The sequence below is a fragment of the Companilactobacillus baiquanensis genome (assembly GCF_003946605.1).
Taxonomy (GTDB): Bacteria; Bacillota; Bacilli; order Lactobacillales; family Lactobacillaceae; genus Companilactobacillus; species Companilactobacillus baiquanensis.
Window position 1 is genome coordinate 136,133 of the sequence record NZ_RHOQ01000004.1, and the last position, 17,804, is coordinate 153,936.

General features: G+C 34.1%; 15 protein-coding genes and 1 CRISPR repeat array. Of the genes, 10 read left to right on the plus strand and 5 right to left on the minus strand.

Going from position 1 to position 17,804, the window contains the following annotated elements; translation table 11 throughout:
• Nucleotides 1–3: 3 nt before the first annotated feature.
• Both cas2 and csn2 read left to right on the plus strand, forming a co-directional pair.
• Complete coding sequence (gene cas2, locus EKM77_RS07850) at nt 4–309, plus strand: CRISPR-associated endonuclease Cas2 (protein WP_125593502.1); 306 nt, start codon at nt 4–6, stop codon at nt 307–309.
• Nucleotides 306–1,013: a type II-A CRISPR-associated protein Csn2 gene (gene csn2, locus EKM77_RS07855; RefSeq protein WP_125593503.1), complete on the plus strand. Its 708-nt coding sequence runs from the start codon at nt 306–308 to the stop codon at nt 1,011–1,013. Before cas2 ends, csn2 begins: the two co-directional genes overlap by 4 nt.
• A 19-nt stretch (nt 1,014–1,032) precedes the next feature.
• A CRISPR array of direct repeats spans nt 1,033–3,313; the repeat unit is 36 nt; unit sequence GTTTTAGAAGTAAGTCATTTCATTTAGTTTAGAACC.
• A gap of 52 nt (nt 3,314–3,365) precedes the next feature.
• Here the strand turns inward: csn2 and recX are convergent.
• Complete coding sequence (recX, locus tag EKM77_RS07860) at nt 3,366–4,127, minus strand: recombination regulator RecX (protein WP_225425213.1); 762 nt, start codon at nt 4,125–4,127, stop codon at nt 3,366–3,368.
• A 73-nt stretch (nt 4,128–4,200) separates the two neighbouring features.
• Here recX and rlmD point away from each other — a divergent pair, with 73 nt between their 5' ends.
• Complete coding sequence (gene rlmD / locus EKM77_RS07865) at nt 4,201–5,580, plus strand: 23S rRNA (uracil(1939)-C(5))-methyltransferase RlmD (protein WP_125593505.1); 1,380 nt, start codon at nt 4,201–4,203, stop codon at nt 5,578–5,580.
• A gap of 75 nt (nt 5,581–5,655) precedes the next feature.
• Entirely contained in the window at nt 5,656–6,588 is a 933-nt protein-coding gene (locus EKM77_RS07870) for an aldo/keto reductase (protein ID WP_125593506.1), read from the plus strand.
• Here EKM77_RS07870 and EKM77_RS07875 read toward each other — a convergent pair.
• Nucleotides 6,585–7,013 (minus strand): MarR family winged helix-turn-helix transcriptional regulator, encoded by a 429-nt coding sequence (locus EKM77_RS07875; protein ID WP_125593507.1) that lies wholly within the window; start codon nt 7,011–7,013, stop codon nt 6,585–6,587. The genes EKM77_RS07870 and EKM77_RS07875 overlap by 4 nt on opposite strands.
• A gap of 92 nt (nt 7,014–7,105) precedes the next feature.
• On the opposite strand from EKM77_RS07875, the gene EKM77_RS07880 reads away from it, so the two are divergent.
• Complete coding sequence (locus EKM77_RS07880; RefSeq protein ID WP_125593508.1) at nt 7,106–8,482, plus strand: MDR family MFS transporter; 1,377 nt, start codon at nt 7,106–7,108, stop codon at nt 8,480–8,482.
• An 81-nt stretch (nt 8,483–8,563) separates the two neighbouring features.
• On the opposite strand, the gene EKM77_RS07885 is transcribed toward EKM77_RS07880, so the two are convergent.
• Nucleotides 8,564–9,430 (minus strand): DegV family protein, encoded by an 867-nt coding sequence (locus tag EKM77_RS07885; RefSeq protein ID WP_125593509.1) that lies wholly within the window; start codon nt 9,428–9,430, stop codon nt 8,564–8,566.
• Between the two features lie 566 nt (nt 9,431–9,996).
• Here EKM77_RS07885 and EKM77_RS07890 point away from each other — a divergent pair.
• On the plus strand, nt 9,997–11,028 hold the full coding sequence (locus EKM77_RS07890; protein WP_125593510.1) for a branched-chain amino acid aminotransferase: 1,032 nt from the start codon (nt 9,997–9,999) through the stop codon (nt 11,026–11,028).
• A gap of 20 nt (nt 11,029–11,048) precedes the next feature.
• A complete protein-coding gene (locus tag EKM77_RS07895) occupies nt 11,049–11,981 on the plus strand; it encodes an L-lactate dehydrogenase (protein WP_125593511.1) in 933 nt (310 codons plus the stop codon).
• A gap of 421 nt (nt 11,982–12,402) precedes the next feature.
• On the opposite strand, the gene EKM77_RS07900 is transcribed toward EKM77_RS07895, so the two are convergent.
• A complete protein-coding gene (locus tag EKM77_RS07900) occupies nt 12,403–13,419 on the minus strand; it encodes a YeiH family protein (protein ID WP_125593512.1) in 1,017 nt (338 codons plus the stop codon).
• 107 nt (nt 13,420–13,526) lie between these two features.
• Here EKM77_RS07900 and EKM77_RS07905 point away from each other — a divergent pair, with 107 nt between their 5' ends.
• On the plus strand, nt 13,527–14,384 hold the full coding sequence (locus EKM77_RS07905; RefSeq protein ID WP_125593513.1) for a LysR family transcriptional regulator: 858 nt from the start codon (nt 13,527–13,529) through the stop codon (nt 14,382–14,384).
• Here EKM77_RS07905 and EKM77_RS07910 read toward each other — a convergent pair.
• Complete coding sequence (locus EKM77_RS07910) at nt 14,379–16,079, minus strand: FAD-dependent oxidoreductase (RefSeq protein WP_125593514.1); 1,701 nt, start codon at nt 16,077–16,079, stop codon at nt 14,379–14,381. The genes EKM77_RS07905 and EKM77_RS07910 overlap by 6 nt on opposite strands.
• Nucleotides 16,080–16,250: 171 nt before the next feature.
• Here EKM77_RS07910 and EKM77_RS07915 point away from each other — a divergent pair, with 171 nt between their 5' ends.
• Both EKM77_RS07915 and EKM77_RS07920 read left to right on the plus strand, forming a co-directional pair.
• Nucleotides 16,251–16,724 (plus strand): nucleoside 2-deoxyribosyltransferase, encoded by a 474-nt coding sequence (locus tag EKM77_RS07915; protein WP_125593515.1) that lies wholly within the window; start codon nt 16,251–16,253, stop codon nt 16,722–16,724.
• Between the two features lie 164 nt (nt 16,725–16,888).
• Nucleotides 16,889–17,713: an RlpA-like double-psi beta-barrel domain-containing protein gene (locus EKM77_RS07920; RefSeq protein WP_125593516.1), complete on the plus strand. Its 825-nt coding sequence runs from the start codon at nt 16,889–16,891 to the stop codon at nt 17,711–17,713.
• Nucleotides 17,714–17,804 lie beyond the last annotated feature (91 nt).

Sequence of the window (17,804 nt, forward strand, 5' to 3'; positions counted from 1 at the left end):
GTTATGAGATTAATGGTTATGTTTGATTTGCCAACTTTAACATCAACAGATAGAAGAAATTATCGACAATTTAGAAAGTCTCTACTTAATGAAGGTTTTACTATGATGCAAGAATCTATTTATACTTGCATACTTATTGATAAACAAGCAGCAAAATTATTAGATAATCGCATAGCAATGTTTGCACCAACTAAGGGTGTAATTCAATCAATGATAATAACTGAAAAGCAATTCACAGCAATGAGATTTATAGCCGGTGATAAAAATACCGAACCTGAAAATAAATTCGACAGGATCGTGGTTATATGAAAAATAAAACTATAACAATATACCCCTACCAACCGTTTGAAATTTATGATGGTATTAATTTTTTAAATTTCCAGTCAGTAGATGAATTTTCTAAATTGATTTTTCAACTGAACTCCCTTAAAAATGGCGAAACTTTTTTGGATGATGTCGACCAGTATGTTCACTTTTATACAGATTCTTCTGATGAGCTAAAATCATCTATAAAGAAAGTAGCTCTAATTGGTGACTTGACTGAATATAACATTAACAGCCTTAACAATACCAAAAATATATTAAAGAAAATAATTTCCGACTCAATCATTTACAAAGAAAAAAGTGATCAAATAAACCAAAACTTAAATGAATTAATAATGGATATGACTAGTAGCTATGATGAAATATTTGATTTTGAGTCATCACCTGCGTTAGAAAAAATAGTTAAATCTAAAAATCTTAAAATAGACACTGGCAATTGGCGGAATTATTATGATAAACTTCAGTCGGTTATAGAATTTTATAGAGATTTCAGTAATAAAACAATGTTAATATTCCATGGTTTAGAACGCCTTTTAAATATTAACCAATTAAATGAATTGAATGAGTACCTTAAAGCCAATGAAATCACCGTTGTTAGTATGGAGTCATATCGAATGGTCACTAAAAGTAATAAAGTAAATTTCAAAGTTTACTCTATTGATGAAGATCACGTTAGATTTGATACTTAAAGTTAACGTTAAGTAGGTGGTTTTAGAAGTAAGTCATTTCATTTAGTTTAGAACCAATTACTTCTTTTAGGTTTTATCTCTTTACGTTTTAGAAGTAAGTCATTTCATTTAGTTTAGAACCTAAACTTTACTATAATCTTGATAATTAGTAGTTTTAGAAGTAAGTCATTTCATTTAGTTTAGAACCTTTTATGTGCGGGCTGTAACCTATTGGACTGTTTTAGAAGTAAGTCATTTCATTTAGTTTAGAACCATTAATCTGTCTCAAATCTTCTACATATTTGTTTTAGAAGTAAGTCATTTCATTTAGTTTAGAACCACCTTTCAAGTAGGATTATACATTTTGATTGTTTTAGAAGTAAGTCATTTCATTTAGTTTAGAACCTATCTCTGGTAGTGGTACAAGTCTAGGCGAGTTTTAGAAGTAAGTCATTTCATTTAGTTTAGAACCATATTAAATAAATAATTAAAGCGACCAATGGTTTTAGAAGTAAGTCATTTCATTTAGTTTAGAACCACCATCTGGCTGGACAACAACTAATGTTTCGTTTTAGAAGTAAGTCATTTCATTTAGTTTAGAACCTTGCCACCAGATACGAGTGCAGCCATTTTTGTTTTAGAAGTAAGTCATTTCATTTAGTTTAGAACCAAGTAACAATGTCTGTAATTAAGGGTGTTTGTTTTAGAAGTAAGTCATTTCATTTAGTTTAGAACCATGTTGATACTGGCGAACCAGTCCCAATGAGTTTTAGAAGTAAGTCATTTCATTTAGTTTAGAACCTACAATGCTATTATCAAAAGCAAGTTGTCGGTTTTAGAAGTAAGTCATTTCATTTAGTTTAGAACCATGGAAAGAATCAAAAACTGTATTGGGACAGTTTTAGAAGTAAGTCATTTCATTTAGTTTAGAACCTATGATCATGCCTATATATGCCAGTGATAGGTTTTAGAAGTAAGTCATTTCATTTAGTTTAGAACCAATGCATGATTTGGAATTTAAATCACATAAGTTTTAGAAGTAAGTCATTTCATTTAGTTTAGAACCAAAATCAAATGATGTTTGCATCAAATCAGAGTTTTAGAAGTAAGTCATTTCATTTAGTTTAGAACCCGTTTGCAAAACGTGGGCGCCCTTGAGGTCGTTTTAGAAGTAAGTCATTTCATTTAGTTTAGAACCCAAAGTTTAGACGATCAATATATTGGTCGTGTTTTAGAAGTAAGTCATTTCATTTAGTTTAGAACCATTTTCGTCAACTGTCGCTTTAACCGTAACGTTTTAGAAGTAAGTCATTTCATTTAGTTTAGAACCTAAGGCAACGGACTTTGACTCCGTGAGCGCGTTTTAGAAGTAAGTCATTTCATTTAGTTTAGAACCAAAACCGGCAAGCATATGAGTATTCCCTTTTGTTTTAGAAGTAAGTCATTTCATTTAGTTTAGAACCATCAATAGTTTGTTTTAAACGTGTTGCTGTGTTTTAGAAGTAAGTCATTTCATTTAGTTTAGAACCATAATCTTCTGGCGCTTCATCATAATCACTGTTTTAGAAGTAAGTTATTTCATTTAGTTTAGAACCTTATAGAAGCACATTAAAAATGTATAAGTCGTTTTAGAAGTAAGTCATTTCATTTAGTTTAGAACCAAGAGACCGAAGAATACAATTAGGGCTTACGTTTTAGAAGTAAGTCATTTCATTTAGTTTAGAACCATTAAACCGTATAGCCTATGAATATGCCCCGTTTTAGAAGTAAGTCATTTCATTTAGTTTAGAACCATCTGCTTAGACATTCGTTCGCGACAAGATGTTTTAGAAGTAAGTCATTTCATTTAGTTTAGAACCTCATCTAAAGTTATGATCATCTGTTCCTGCGTTTTAGAAGTAAGTCATTTCATTTAGTTTAGAACCGTCATATGTTGGTTCAACTGCTCATCAGGCGTTTTAGAAGTAAGTCATTTCATTTAGTTTAGAACCATCAGTATTGATATTGACTAATACTGCATAGTTTTAGAAGTAAGTCATTTCATTTAGTTTAGAACCCCTTTATTGGCAATCATTTTTCTTAAATCTGTTTTAGAAGTAAGTCATTTCATTTAGTTTAGAACCCATTTTTAAAGCTATATCCTGCTTTTTGTCGTTTTAGAAGTAAGTCATTTCATTTAGTTTAGAACCTGAAAACGTAACAGTTAGTGTTGATCCAAAGTTTTAGGAGTAAGTCATTTCATTTAGTTTAGAACCTGGCATGCTGTTTGGACAACATTATCTAATGTTTTAGGAGTAAGTCATTTCATTTAGTTTAGAACAGAACACAAAAATACGAATCAACTCAATTAACAGAGTCGATTCGTATTTTTGTCTATTCATCCTCCCCCAAAACCTGCTTAATAGCATCATACCGATAACCCTTACCCATCAAATAAGTTATCAGCTTAGATTGATTATCATAACGGCGACTGACTTTTGCGACCATTTTACGAAGATTTTCTAATTCGGTATCGTCATCTTTTTCCAAATCTAAATTATCGATTGCCGTGTTAACAATGTCACCACTATATCCTTTTTGGTACAAGCTCTGTTTTACTTTGGTCATTTGTTGCTGAAATGATGCTCGACGTTGTTTTCTAACTTGTTTTTCCGCAAATTTAGTAGCGTTTTCTATCAATCTATCTTCGTCGATCTGATCCATTTTATCTTGAATGATCAAACTGGGGACGCCTTTTTGAATCATCTTTTGTTCAATTATTTTAGGACCATTAACTGTTGTCTTCAGCTGTGTATTGATAAAACTATTTGCGTAAGACTCATCATCTAAATAATTTAAATCAGCTAATTTTTTTAAGACTGCATCAATTGTTGAATAATCGTATTCTTTTTTAAAAAGATAATCTTTCATTTCTTTTTTTGTTCGCAATTGATAACTTAAATAATTTGCTGCATCCCCGTAAGCTTTATTAATATTTTCACGGTTCTTTATTTCTTTGATTTGGGAGTCAGTTATTTCTTCATCCTTCATCAGTCTAAATTCTACTAGAGTCGCCTCTGATACGGGAAATGCATAACTTCCATCAAGAAAAACATTATACCTGCCTTTACGTTTTTGTGCTTGGACCTTAGTCACTTTTGCCAATATACTTACCTCACATGTTATACTCAAGTGTAAGTTTAACCTAGATTTTAAAAAAGGAAAAATAATGAATACAAATATTACAAGTGAACTAAAAGTTGGGGATCGTTTTCCCTTAACAATTAAACGTATCGGAATTAATGGTGAAGGTATCGGATTTTTCAAACATGTAATCGTCTTCGTTCCCAAAGCTGTTCCAGAAGACGTTATTGTCTGTGAAATAGTCGAACTTCATGACAATTTTATCAATGGTAAAATACATAAAATCAGAACCGCCAGTCCTTATCGAAATCCTGATGTACCAGAACTTGCTAGCAAAGTTGGCGGTTTGGAATTTGCACATATCAAATATGAAGATCAATTAAAATTCAAGGCCGATATTTTACGTGAATCTTTAGATAAATATAAACCTTATGCTTATCAAAACTACCGTATCAAACCCACCGTCCCTTCTGTCCAACAAGAAAAATATCGTAACAAAGCTCAATTCCCGATTCAAGAAATCGACGGAAAAATACTTTGTGGATTATACAAAGATGGCACACAAGATCTAGTGGATCTAACAGAGATGCCTACACAAATGGATCTAACGATGTCTGCTATGCGTAAAATCGTCCAAATTATTAAAGACTTAAATATTCCCGTCTTTAATCCTGAAAAAAAATCAGGTATTTTACGTATGATCGTTATTCGTGAATCAGTAGAATTTAACAAATTACAAGTTACTTTCATTACTCGTTCGCAAAAGTTCCTCAAAGAAAGACAAATTATTGAAAAGATCCAAGCAGAGATCCCTGAAGTAAGTTCAATTTCTCAAAATATCAATCCTGATGATAAAGGTAGCGTTTGGGGAGATGAAACAAAATTGATCTGGGGCGATGAATATCTTCAAGAAGATATTAACGGTTATATTTTCAATTTATCCCCTCGTGCCTTTCTACAATTGAATTCATTGCAGACTGATAAATTATACGATTTAGCGACTGAAGCACTTCACCCTGAAGCTGATGATGTTTTATTGGACGCCTATTGTGGTGTTGGTACGATCGGCATCACTTTAGCTGATCAAGTTAAACATGTTTATGGGATCGAAATAATCCCTGAAGCAATTGAAGATGCTAAAAAGAACGCTGAATTAAACGAAATAAAGAATGCTGATTATTATGTAGGTTCAGTCGATCAAGTCTATCCACAACTACTAACTGACGATATTCATCCCAATGCTGTTATCGTCGATCCTCCACGAGTTGGACTAGATGCTAAGTTAATCGATACTATTTTAAGACATCGCCCAGCAAAACTAGTTTATGTATCATGCAATCCTTCAACTTTGGCAAAAGATTTAACTAGACTAACAAATAAATATCGTGTGGAATATCTTCAACCTGTTGATATGTTCCCACAAACACCTCATGTTGAAACAATTGTTAAATTATCAAGAAGATAGTACCCGTCTTTTTCTTTTGTTTAGCGCTTACAAAGACTAATATGTAAGTATCGAATAAAAAAGGGGCATATTACTATGGATAAAAACTTACCTGCCGTAGCTCTTGGAACTTGGGCTTGGGGCGCAGAAAAAACTTTTGGCGATAATCTTAATGAAGCTAAATTAAAACCAGTAGTTGATCAAGCTATGAAAATGGGCTTAAACCTTTGGGATACTGCCGCAGTATATGGAATGGGTATCTCTGAAACTGCTGTTGGTGATCTCTTAGCGGATTATGACCGTAAGGATTACTATCTTTCAACTAAATTCAGTCCACAAATTGCCAGTGAACATGAAAAAGCTATGGAAGAAATGCTAGATGGTAGCTTGAAGAGACTCAAGACTGACTATGTCGATCTATATTGGATCCATCGACCATCTGATGTCGAAAAATGGACTAAACAACTTATTCCGTTAGTAAAATCCGGTAAGATCAAACATGTTGGTGTCTCTAATCACAACCTTGCCGAAATAAAACAAGCACAAGCTATTTTAAATGACGCTGGTATCAAACTAGCCGCCGTTCAAAATCATTTCAGTTTACTTTATCGTTCATCTGAAAAAGCCGGTATTATTGACTACTGTAATAAAAATGATATTACCTTTTATTCATACATGGTGCTTGAACAAGGTGCTTTGAATGGTCAATATAATGTTAAAAATCCCTTGCCAGAAGGTTCAGAGCGTGCCGAAAAGTATAATCAAATGTTGCCAGAATTAGAAACCTTAACGAAAAAAATGGCTGAAATTGGTAAAAAGTATCACGCCAATACTGCTCAAATTGCTGAAGCATGGGCAATAAATAAAAAGACCACACCTATAATTGGCTTAACTAAGGAAAAATACTTAAAACCAACTAAAGATATGATCGATATTAAATTAACTAATGATGAAATGAAGCAGCTTGAAGACCTTGCTGCAGCAACTAATTTGGAAACAAAGGGTTTTTGGGAACATGCTATGATTTAATCTAAATCCACTTTGTTACGTATAAAATCCATCGCCGAGATGACTTGATCCATTTCTTGGTCGGATAATTTTGAAAAGAGCTGATCAACTTGTTGGTCGGCTCTTTTATTTATTGTATTAAGTGTGTTGTGGCCTAAAGTAGTCAACGTCAGTAATTTAGAACGTTTATCAAGATTATCTATCGTCTGTTCAATGTAACCTCTTTTTTCCAAACTTTTTAAAACTCGACTTAAATAACCTTTATCTATTTCTAATAATGACACTAATTCATTAGCAGTTTGAAGCTTATTTTCGTAAATTTCTAGCAAAAGCCGTGACTCTAAAACTGTTAATCCAGTCCCTAAGTGATACTTATTAGTAAGTTGCAGTGTCCGCGTGTAAAAGCGATTGAACTGCCTAACTTCATTAATTTTATCGATATTCATAAATATCACTCCTTATACTTAGTTGACAAAAACAACTAACGACATTATCATTAAAAATGTTGCTTTTGTCAACTAATTAGGAGGCACATTTAATGTCGAAAGAAACTAAACTATCATTGTGGATCGTAACCATAGGGAGCTTTTTTGGTGTCCTGAGTTCCACCTTGATGAGTACCGCTTTACCTTCAATCATGACAACATTTGGAATTACGGCCTCATCTGGTCAATGGTTGACGAACGGATATATTATGGTCAACGCCATCATGATTCCGACAAGCGCTTTTTTGATGAAACGATTTTCATTTAGAAAACTCTATTTACTGTTTTCAATTATCTTTTTGTTGGGAACTATTTTTGGAGCCTTTGCACAACAATACGTACTTTTAATTATCGGACGAATGATCCAAGCAATCGGTGCTGGTGTCATGATGCCTTTAGTTAACGTTTTAGCAATGAGTGAAGCTTCCAAAAAATCTCGTGGCGCCATCATGGGAATAATCGGACTGGCATTTAATTTTGCCCCAGTTGTAGGTCCGACATTATCAGGATTCATTTTGTCAGAGTTTTCATGGAGATTTTTATTCATCTTCGTAATACCATTTACCGCCATTAATATTATTTTAGCAATTATGTATTTACCAGGATTATCCAAAAAACAAGATGTCTCATTTAATACTCTAGGACTGATATTATCTAGTTTTGGACTATTATTCCTATTATTTGGTTTATCCAATATCGGAACAACCAAGAGCTTGTCATTTAACGTTGTCGGATCGATTATTATTGGTTTGATAATTCTATTAATATTCGTTTTAACTCAAACAAAAGCTCACAGTCCTTTTATTAATCTAAAGGTTTTTGGTCGCCAACAATATGATGTTGCGACAATTATTAACATGCTTTTGATGATCACCATGTATGGAAATACTATTATCATCCCTTTACTAGTCCAAAATGTCATGCATTACAGTGCCCTAGTTTCCGGGTTAGTTATTTTACCTGGTGCGACTTCAACGGCAATTTTATCCCCGATCAGTGGAAGATTATATGACAGATTTGGAATCAAGCGTTTAGTTGTAATTGGATTATCAATTGATGTTATTGGAACGACCATGCAGTCATTTGTAACTAAAGATACTTCAATTTTGATGGTTACTTTTGGTCAATTTGTCAGACAGTTAGGACTTGTTTTAGTTCTTATCCCTATCCAAACACACGCCTTATCGTCTGTTCCTAATATGATGATCTCCGATGCCGTAGCGATGTTTAATACATTACGTCAGGTGGCCGCATCAGTTGGTACCGCCATTCTAGTCGGTATAATCAGTGTGACTGAAAATCTTACTCCTGGACATCACTTAGTTGGCGAATTAAGTGGTATCAAGGTCGGTTTTGTCGTTTCGATCGGCATGATTTTATTGTGTCTAGTCATGACCATTTGGTTGAAATCGGATAATGAATTTGAATAATTTATATTGTATATAAAAAATAGCATCAGTAATCTGATTTTAGATTACTGGTGCTATTTATTTGAGTATCTAAAAGCTTATTTAAATCATTGTTTGCCAATCACGACTCCACAAAATACCCATAGTTTTTTCACCGGTATGAACACTAATTGAAGGTCCTAAATGACTTATCGTCACTCGAACATCAGGAAATGCTTCATGCAATTCTTCGACCCAGGCTTCAGATAATACTTCGTTATTGGCATCGATCACAGTGGCATGAATTTTATAATCTACTTGTTCACTATTTTTTTGCAATTCTAATAGCATCAAACGCAAGCAACGTTTCATTGTTCGTTCTTTTCCAATGGCAATTATTTTACCTTCTTTATTGAAGGTTAACAATGGTTTGATATTCAAAAGATTACCGATAACAGCTGATCGGTTGCTTAAACGACCAGTTCTCATTAAATGTTTTAAATCATCAACAGCAAAGTATACGTTTACTGTCGATCTTAATTCTTCAAGTTTAGCCACAATTTCTTCTGCTTCTACGCCCTCTTTAGCTAGTGCACCAGCCAATAGACATAAATTAGCTTCTCCAGCACTGGCTGCTAAAGAATCCACAGGAAAAACCTTTGCACGTGTATAGGTCTTACAAAACATCCTCAAATTATCCATAAACGAAGTGATACCACTGGATAAATGAATTGAAATAATATTATCCACACCTTCATCAGCTAATTTATCATAGGCTTCTTCAATTTGTCCCATTGAAACTTGTGCTGTTGTTGGCAACTCTTTTTCATTCTTCAAATAATCATAAAATGTCTTGAGATCTAATTCTTCCGTCTCTTTATACTGCTTACCGTCTAAAATAACCGTCACTGGTAGAACAGTAATGTGATATTTCTCAATTTGTTCAGGCGTTAAGTATGCTGCTGTATCTGTCACAACTGCCGTTGTCATAGATTGTCCTCATTCCTTATATCAAATTTTTATATGATAGTAGTGGTTACAGCATAACACAAAAAAAGCTATTTTCTAGACTAAAAATAGCTAATTTTATTAAATCTTACCACAATTTCGTTGCTATTAATCCACCCCAGCCATGACCGAATTTTGTTCTTGATAATCCCATTATCTGGCGGTGAATTTTCATAGATGCTCCCCTTACTTATTATCTAATTAAATTGTAAATGTTTATATATGTATTTGTGATTGACTATCTGTCAAATCAATAAATTTATAATTCGTTATTGACAAGCAAGTATGAGAAGTCTTATTATGAGTCTAACTTAATTTTAATTAATTTCTAATCAAAGGAGGTACTATTCATGATGTTATCAGTTATTATTTTAATTATTGTGTTAGTCATTATTAAAAATATCAACTTGCATTCTAGTAGTACCTTCTCTAGAGGATTTTTCTAATTTTCTATTGATCGGAAACTATTGAATGACCAAGTTGATATTTATTCAACTTGGTCATTTTTTTATTCTAAATTAAGAACACATTCAAGGAGATAATTGTAAATGGTAAAAGCAGATGCATCAAAACTAGATTGGAACAACTTAGGATTTGAATATATGGATTTACCTTATCGATTCTTAGCAACATGGAAAGATGGTAAATGGTCAGAAGGTGAATTAACTGAAGATAATACTTTACATATCAGTGAAGCTTCAACAATTTTACACTATGGTCAAGGAGCCTTTGAAGGACTAAAAGCCTATCGAACACCAGATGATAAGCTTCAATTATTCCGTCCCGACCAAAACGCTAAAAGATTTCATAACTCATGTGAAAGATTATTAATGCCAGCCTTCCCAGAGGATAAGTTCGTTGAAGCAGTTAAGAAAGTTGTTAAAGCAAACGCAGACTTCGTACCACCTTATGGTACTGGTGGCACATTATATATTCGTCCATTAATGATCGGTGTTGGTGATCAAATCGGTGTTAGTCCCGCTCCAGAATATTTATTCACCGTCTTCGCACAACCAGTTGGTGCATACTTCAAAGGTGGTATGACTCCAATGAACTTTACAACTTCACAATACGATCGTGCCGCTCATAAAGGTACTGGTGAAGCTAAAGTCGGTGGTAACTATGCCGCTAGTCTCTTACCACATCAAAATGCTTCTGCTAATGGGTTTGCAGATTGTGTTTATCTAGATCCTGTTGAACATAAAAAAATCGAAGAAGCTGGTGCCGCTAACTTCTTTGGTATCACAAAAGATGATGTCTTTGTTACTCCTAAATCACCTTCTATCCTACCTAGTGTTACTAAATATTCATTACTTTGGTTAGCCGAACATAGATTAGGCTTAGGAACAGAACAAGGCGATGTCTATATTGACCAACTTGATAGATTCAAAGAAGCCGGTGCTTGTGGTACTGCCGCCGTTATCGCTCCAATTGGTGGTATCGAACACGAAGGCAATTTACACGTCTTTTACAGTGAGACAGAAGTTGGACCAGTGACACAGAAACTTTACGATGAATTAACCGGAATTCAATTCGGTACCGTAGAAGCTCCAGAAAACTGGGTACAGCAAGTAGACTAAAGAATAAGGGGATAGTTATTATGAGAAAATTTGGAGTTATCGGTGTCGGACACGTTGGCGTTACCGTTGCATATACATTAGTTACCAAAGGAATCGCTGATGAATTAGTTTTGATCGACAAAAATGAAAAATTAGCCGTAGCTGAACAACTTGATTTGCAAGATTGTCAGGCACGACTAGATACAACGACTAAGGTTAAGATCCAAGATTATAGTGAGTTAAAAAATGCCGACGTTTTATTCGTCACAGCAGGAAACATTCACGCCTTGGATAATAATTCCGGAAATCGTTGGGCTGAATTTGAGTATACCAGAGAAATTGTTAAAGATATTGCTCCTAAAATCGCTAAATCAGGATTTAACGGTGTTTTAGTCGATACTATGAATCCTTGCGATGCCATTGCACAATATCTTCAAAAAGAAGCTGGTTTTACTGCAGAACAATGCTTAGCAACAGGAACATTTCTTGATACAGCAAGAATGCAACGAGTCGTAGCCGAGCAATTCGGAACTAACTCAAAGAACGTTGGCGGTTATGTTTTAGGCGAACACGGTGAATCCCAATTTGTCGCATGGTCAACCGTTACAGTTAATAATCATCCCCTAAAAGAATACGCAAAAGCTAAAGGAAAAGATTTAGATTTAAATAACCTAGAAGATGAAATCAGACATGGTGGCTGGGCAATCCACTCCGGTAAAGGTTATACAAGCTTTGGAATCGGAACATGTGCCGTTAAATTAGCACAATCAGTTATCTCCGACGCACAACTAGAATGTCCAGTTTCTACCTATAATAAAAAGTACGACACATACTTAGGCCAGCCAGCCGTTGTAGGTAAAGGCGGCGTTCAATATGTTAATGAATTACACTTAACCGACGAAGAAGAAGCTAAATTAAAGAATTCAGCTGATACAATTAAAGAAAAATTTGCCACAATGTACCAGAGAGCGTAGCAGAACCGGTTAACTCTCGAGCATTGTCTAGGATAATATTAATGGTGATTTGTACCATTGATATTATTCGTAACAAGCGCAAAGAGTTGTTCTGGTAGCTCGTTTAAATCAGAGAGCGTAACAGAACCGGTTAACTCCTTCAAATAAATAAAACTAATATTATAAAAAAGTGTACTTATGGGAAAAATCCCATAGGTACACTTTTTGTTTACCAAAATGAATCGGAAGTTGAAAATGAAAAAAATCGCAGTGGTCGTGATGTTAGGACGAGTGGTCTTCTCGTTCTTACAGCACAGGACGTATTTTGAAATTCGCGTACTTTGCGAAGTTCAAAATCGAGATTGAAGATCGTAGCTTCAATCGTTCCTCACAGCGAATTTTTTTCATTTTCAACTGGAGATGGAAAGTTTTTTCTATCTTTCTAGAAAAAGGCTTTACTAACTAAAATCATAAAACCTAATAAAATAACGGAAACTATCAAAGCCGCTAAAACAGCTTTTTTCCCACTAGTAACAAAGACCTTAAAGTTAACACTCATACCTAAAGCCGCCATTGCCATTCCTAAAACTAAATAAGCTAGCTTTACTAACCCATTCAATATACCAACTGGCATAGGAATAAAACTTCCAATGATACTTGCCAAAATAAATCCACCCATAAACCATGGGATCGGTAATTTCTGCTTAGCTGTATTAACACTAGCTTCTGTCTTTTGATACCAGATTCCAATAATCAAAGCTGCCGGTGCCAGCATCAAAACTCTAGATAATTTAGTAATAATAGCCGCACTTAAACTTACTGATCCACCAGCCCCTCCTGTGGCAATTGCGTGAGCTATTTCATGCAATGATCCACCGGCCATAACACCAAATTGCGGTGCTGTCATATGTAACATCGGTTTAATAGCTATTTCAACTAAAGTGAAAATAGTTCCTAAAATAGCTACGATAGCGACTGCCAAAACTTCATCATCTTTTTTTCGTGCCTCTGAATCTGGATGAACTTTTATTTGAGGAGAAACTCCCATAACTGCGGCAGCTCCACAAATTCCTGTTCCACTGGCCGTCAAGATTGCTAGTTCCTTATTTACTCCTAATTTTCGAGCAATGTGATAAGTCAAAATAACAACCCCACTTACAACGACCATAGCAACAACTATCGTCTTCACCCCAGCATTGGCAAGTTCAATTAAATTCAATTTGAACCCTAATAAAATAATTCCTAAGCGTAAAAATTTATTGGAAATGAATCCGATCCCAGAATGTGCCTTTTTTATAACGGGTTGGTGTACTTGAAAAATCATTCCTAATATCAATGAAATAACTAGTGCTCCAATTACCATCAAATATGGCATCCCACCTAAAAACGTTCCTAAGATCGAACAAACCAAAGTCATGATAAAAGCATAATAAAAACTTCTCGTCTTAAAAATCCCCATAAATATTTTTTCCTCTCTTTTAACATGACTTAAATGATAATATAGAATAGATATAAGTAAAAATTAGTATTTATTTCTATATCATAAATAATGCTTATGAGGTAATCATGTTAGATAAACGATTTAAAACTTTAGTCATCCTATCAGAAACTCTTTCTTACACTAAAACTGCTAAACAGCTATTCGTCACACAACCCGCTGTTTCTCAGCAAATAAATTCTTTAGAAAATGAATTGAATCTCACTTTAGTCTCTAAAGATAATAATAAAATTCATTTAACCAAGGCGGGTAATGTTTTAGCCGACTACGCAAAAAAGACTTTCCTAGAAAGTACCAAATTGATCGAATCACTTCAAAAAGAGAAAAATTTACACCAATTAAAAATGGGCTGCACTCTATCTTTGAGTACAACCCTTTTGCCTAAATTCATTAATCAATTAACAGATGATTTCAAAATCACTACTACTGAAATTAATAATACCAAACATGTCCTAACTAAAATTCGTGAAGGCAAAATTGATTTTGGACTAATCGAAGGTAATTTTAATAAAAATGAGTTTGATTCCATTTTGATAAAATACGAACCCTTCATTTGCGTAGCCAATCCCAAATTGAAATTTGATAATCCTACTTCAATCGAAGATCTCTTTGACCAAAACATTCTAATCAGAGAGTTAGGTTCAGGAAGCAGAGAAATTTTAGAAAATTGGTTGGCAATTCAAAATTTTCAGATCAATGATTTTCAAAATATTTCAGAAATTTCTAGTCCAATAACTATCATTCAGCTATTAAAACAAAATCTTGGTATTAGTTTTATGTATAAGTCACTCGTCGAACAGGAATTGGATAATGAAATATTACAACAAATTCACATAAAATCATTCAACATAGATCATCCAATTAACTTAGTATTTTTAAAAAATAGTTATTTTACTGATATTTATCAACAACTAGTTAACTTATAGATCTAATTTATAATCAGTTACGATTGGTTCACGTTTATCATGAATATCGCGGAAATATTCATATTCAGATAAGCCTGAGAATGAACCTACTATATTATAAATATTAGTGTAGCCAAGATTATTTAAAGCTCTAACCATGTTGTAGCTTCTCTGGCTAGTTAAGCAGTGAATATAGACTGGTTGATTCTTTGGTATCTCATCTAATCTATCACGGAATTGGCTCAATGGTATATTGAGAGCGCCTTTGATGTGTCCCGCTGCATATTCATCAGGTTCACGAGCATCGATTATAAAGGCCTTTTCTTCAACTAATTTACGAACACAAGTTAGTGATACTTGCTTATACTCATCATTTAAAATATTAGTTCCCACAAGTCCTGCCATATTAACAGCATTCTTAGCGGTACTAAACATTGGTTGATAACACAATTCAAGATTTTGCAGGTCTTCAACGTATCCATGCATCGTGATCATTGTAGCGATAACATCAATTTGTTTATCAACTTGGCTCTTACCCACAGCTTGTGCCCCTAAAATTTCTCCAGTTGGATAGCTGAAAACTAATTTAAGGAAAATTGGATGAACATCTGGCATCAATGATACTTTATCTTTTGGTGCTACCATTGCAACACGATATTCAATGTTATTCTTTTGACATTGTTCTTCACTTAAACCTGTTGAGGCTGCATTCAAGCCAAATACACCAATAACTTGCGAACCAATAACACCATGTTGATGTACTAAACGACCATAGGCATGATTGACCGCATCACGAGCTTCTATTTGAGCTGGAAATGCTAAATCTAAACGTTCCTTTTTCTTCGTTATCATATTAACAACTTCGATCGCATCACCAACGGCATAAATATGAGGTAAATTCGTTTGATAATTTTGGTTAACTGCAATAGCACCAGTTTCTCCGATTTTTACACCGATCTTCTTGGCTAAAGAAACTTCTGGTGTAACACCAACTGCCATTATTATCATTTCTGTGGAAACGTTTTCCCCAGAATCAAAAATAACCGCATCATCTGTAAATTCAACGACTTTGTGGTTCAATAACAAATTAACACCATGTTCCATCAATTGCTTATGGATGATTTGTGCTAGATCATCGTCCATATTTTTTAGAACATGCTTAGAAGAACCAACTAAAGTAATATTCTTACCGGCTTCGACCAAGTTTTCGGTTACTTCTAATCCAATGAATCCCGCGCCAACTACCGTAATATTTTTAACGTTATTTTCTTCAATATAATCATGGATCTTTCTTATATCAACAACATTTCTAACTGAAAAGACATTCTCATTTTTTATTCCTTTAACGTAACTTGGCATTTTAGGAACAGCACCTGGAGATAAGAATAATTCATCATAATTATAAGTATTAATACTTTTTGTTTCCAAGTTCTTTATTTGAACTGTCTTATTTTCAGCAGATACATCAATAACTTCAGTATTAGTAACAGCGTTAATATTGTATTGTTTCTTAAATTGTTCCGGACTCATTAAGACAATATCATCGGCGTGTTCAACCGTTCCACTCAAATAATATGGAAGTGCACAATTAGAAAAGGAAACATCTGGCCCCTTTTCAAACATTGTTATTTCAGCATCTTCATCTAATCTTCTAACCCTCGCTGCAACCGACGCACCACCAGCAACGCCACCAACAACAACAATCTTTTTTCCCATTTTATTTCACTCCTTAAATGAGGTTGCACACATAATAATTTATAGAAAGCTAAGAAAGCTCTTACATTTCCAGCATACTTCATTCAAGGCGATTTAGCTATAAGAAATCAGTTTCTTCTACTATTTGTCCATGCTAAGATATTATTAACAATCATGAAAAGAGGATTTAGAATGAAAATTTATTTCGCTAACGGTTTATTTTCCCAAGCTGATCGTATGTTTAACGAAGTAGTTGTTAAGCAAATTCGTGAAATGTCAGATGATATTGAAGTTTACTTACCCCAAGAAAATGGTGATATCAACGATAAAACTAAATTTGCGGACTCGATCAAAATTGCTGAAGAAGATAATAAGGAATTACTCTCATCAGATTTAGTCGTTGCTATTCTTGATGGAGAAATTATCGATATTGGTGTTGCTTCTGAAATTGGACTGGCATTTGGTAAAGAAATTCCTGTCCTTGGACTTTATACTGATTTAAGACAACACGGTGCAGAGAATCCAGAAAAACTAAAAGCTGTTGGTGAAATCGGTGAAAATCCCTTCCAATATGTCAACACTTACACCATTGGTCTCATCAAATTAAACGGTAAAGTGGTTAATACGATCGACAAATTATTGCAAGAAATCAAGGCGTATATCTAAAATAATTTTCTAAATAATGAGTTTTTTAGATTTCAATAATATTACATGTCTTTTACAGTTGGATTATATCCAACTTTTTTTATGCCATGCGTTATATGATGTTTCTCGTAAGAAAATTCGTTAAGCCAAAAAGGCTTCAAAGTAATTCGGGGGAAATATTTCTAATGAGAATCAAAAAAATTGCAGTATCAGTTTTAACCGTAGCTTCACTTGCACTTACAACATTGGCAACAACAGGTAATGCTGTTCAAGCCGCCGTTTCAGTTTCTAACACAGATGGTGTGGTCTATGTTACAAATACTAACGGTGCAACTGTTTATAACGAACCTTCAGTTGATGGTGATATTACAACTGGCTCAGCTTCTCTACAAAATAATACAGCTTGGAAAATCGACAAATCAATTACACTTGATGATGCAACTTACTATGAAGTAGGTACAAACATGTGGCTCAAATCATCTGATATTTCATTTGATGCTCCACAAGCAGATTCATCAACACAATCTTCAAGTGAAGTTAATAAATGGATGTATGTTCAATCAGATCAAGGTAACGTAAATCTTTATGATGCACCAAATGGTTACTTCAACGGTAACTCTGTTTCAAATGGTTCAGGTTATGAAGTTTATGATGAATATACTGACTCAAGTAACCAAGTTTGGTATGATCTTGGCGCTGGTCAATGGATCAAAGCTGAATTCATGACAGAACAACAAGTATCAGAAACAATCACTATGAACGCAACTGCTTATGACCCAGCCGTATTAGGCTCAAACATGGGTTACAGTGGTGTTGCCGCTAACTTATCAAAATTCCCTAAGGGTACACATCTAAAGATCACTGATGGCAATGGTAACGTATATGACCGTGTTGTTAATGATACTGGTTACTTTGCATACAGCAACCCTAACCAATTGGATATTGCTATGCCAAATTCACAAGCACTACAATTTGGTCGCCAAAATGTTACAGTTCAAGTAATTAAATAATTAGTAATTAAATACAAAAAGGTATTTCTACAGTATTATATTGTGGAGATACCTTTTTTGGTAGTCCACCTGTTATTATTGTTTTAACAAT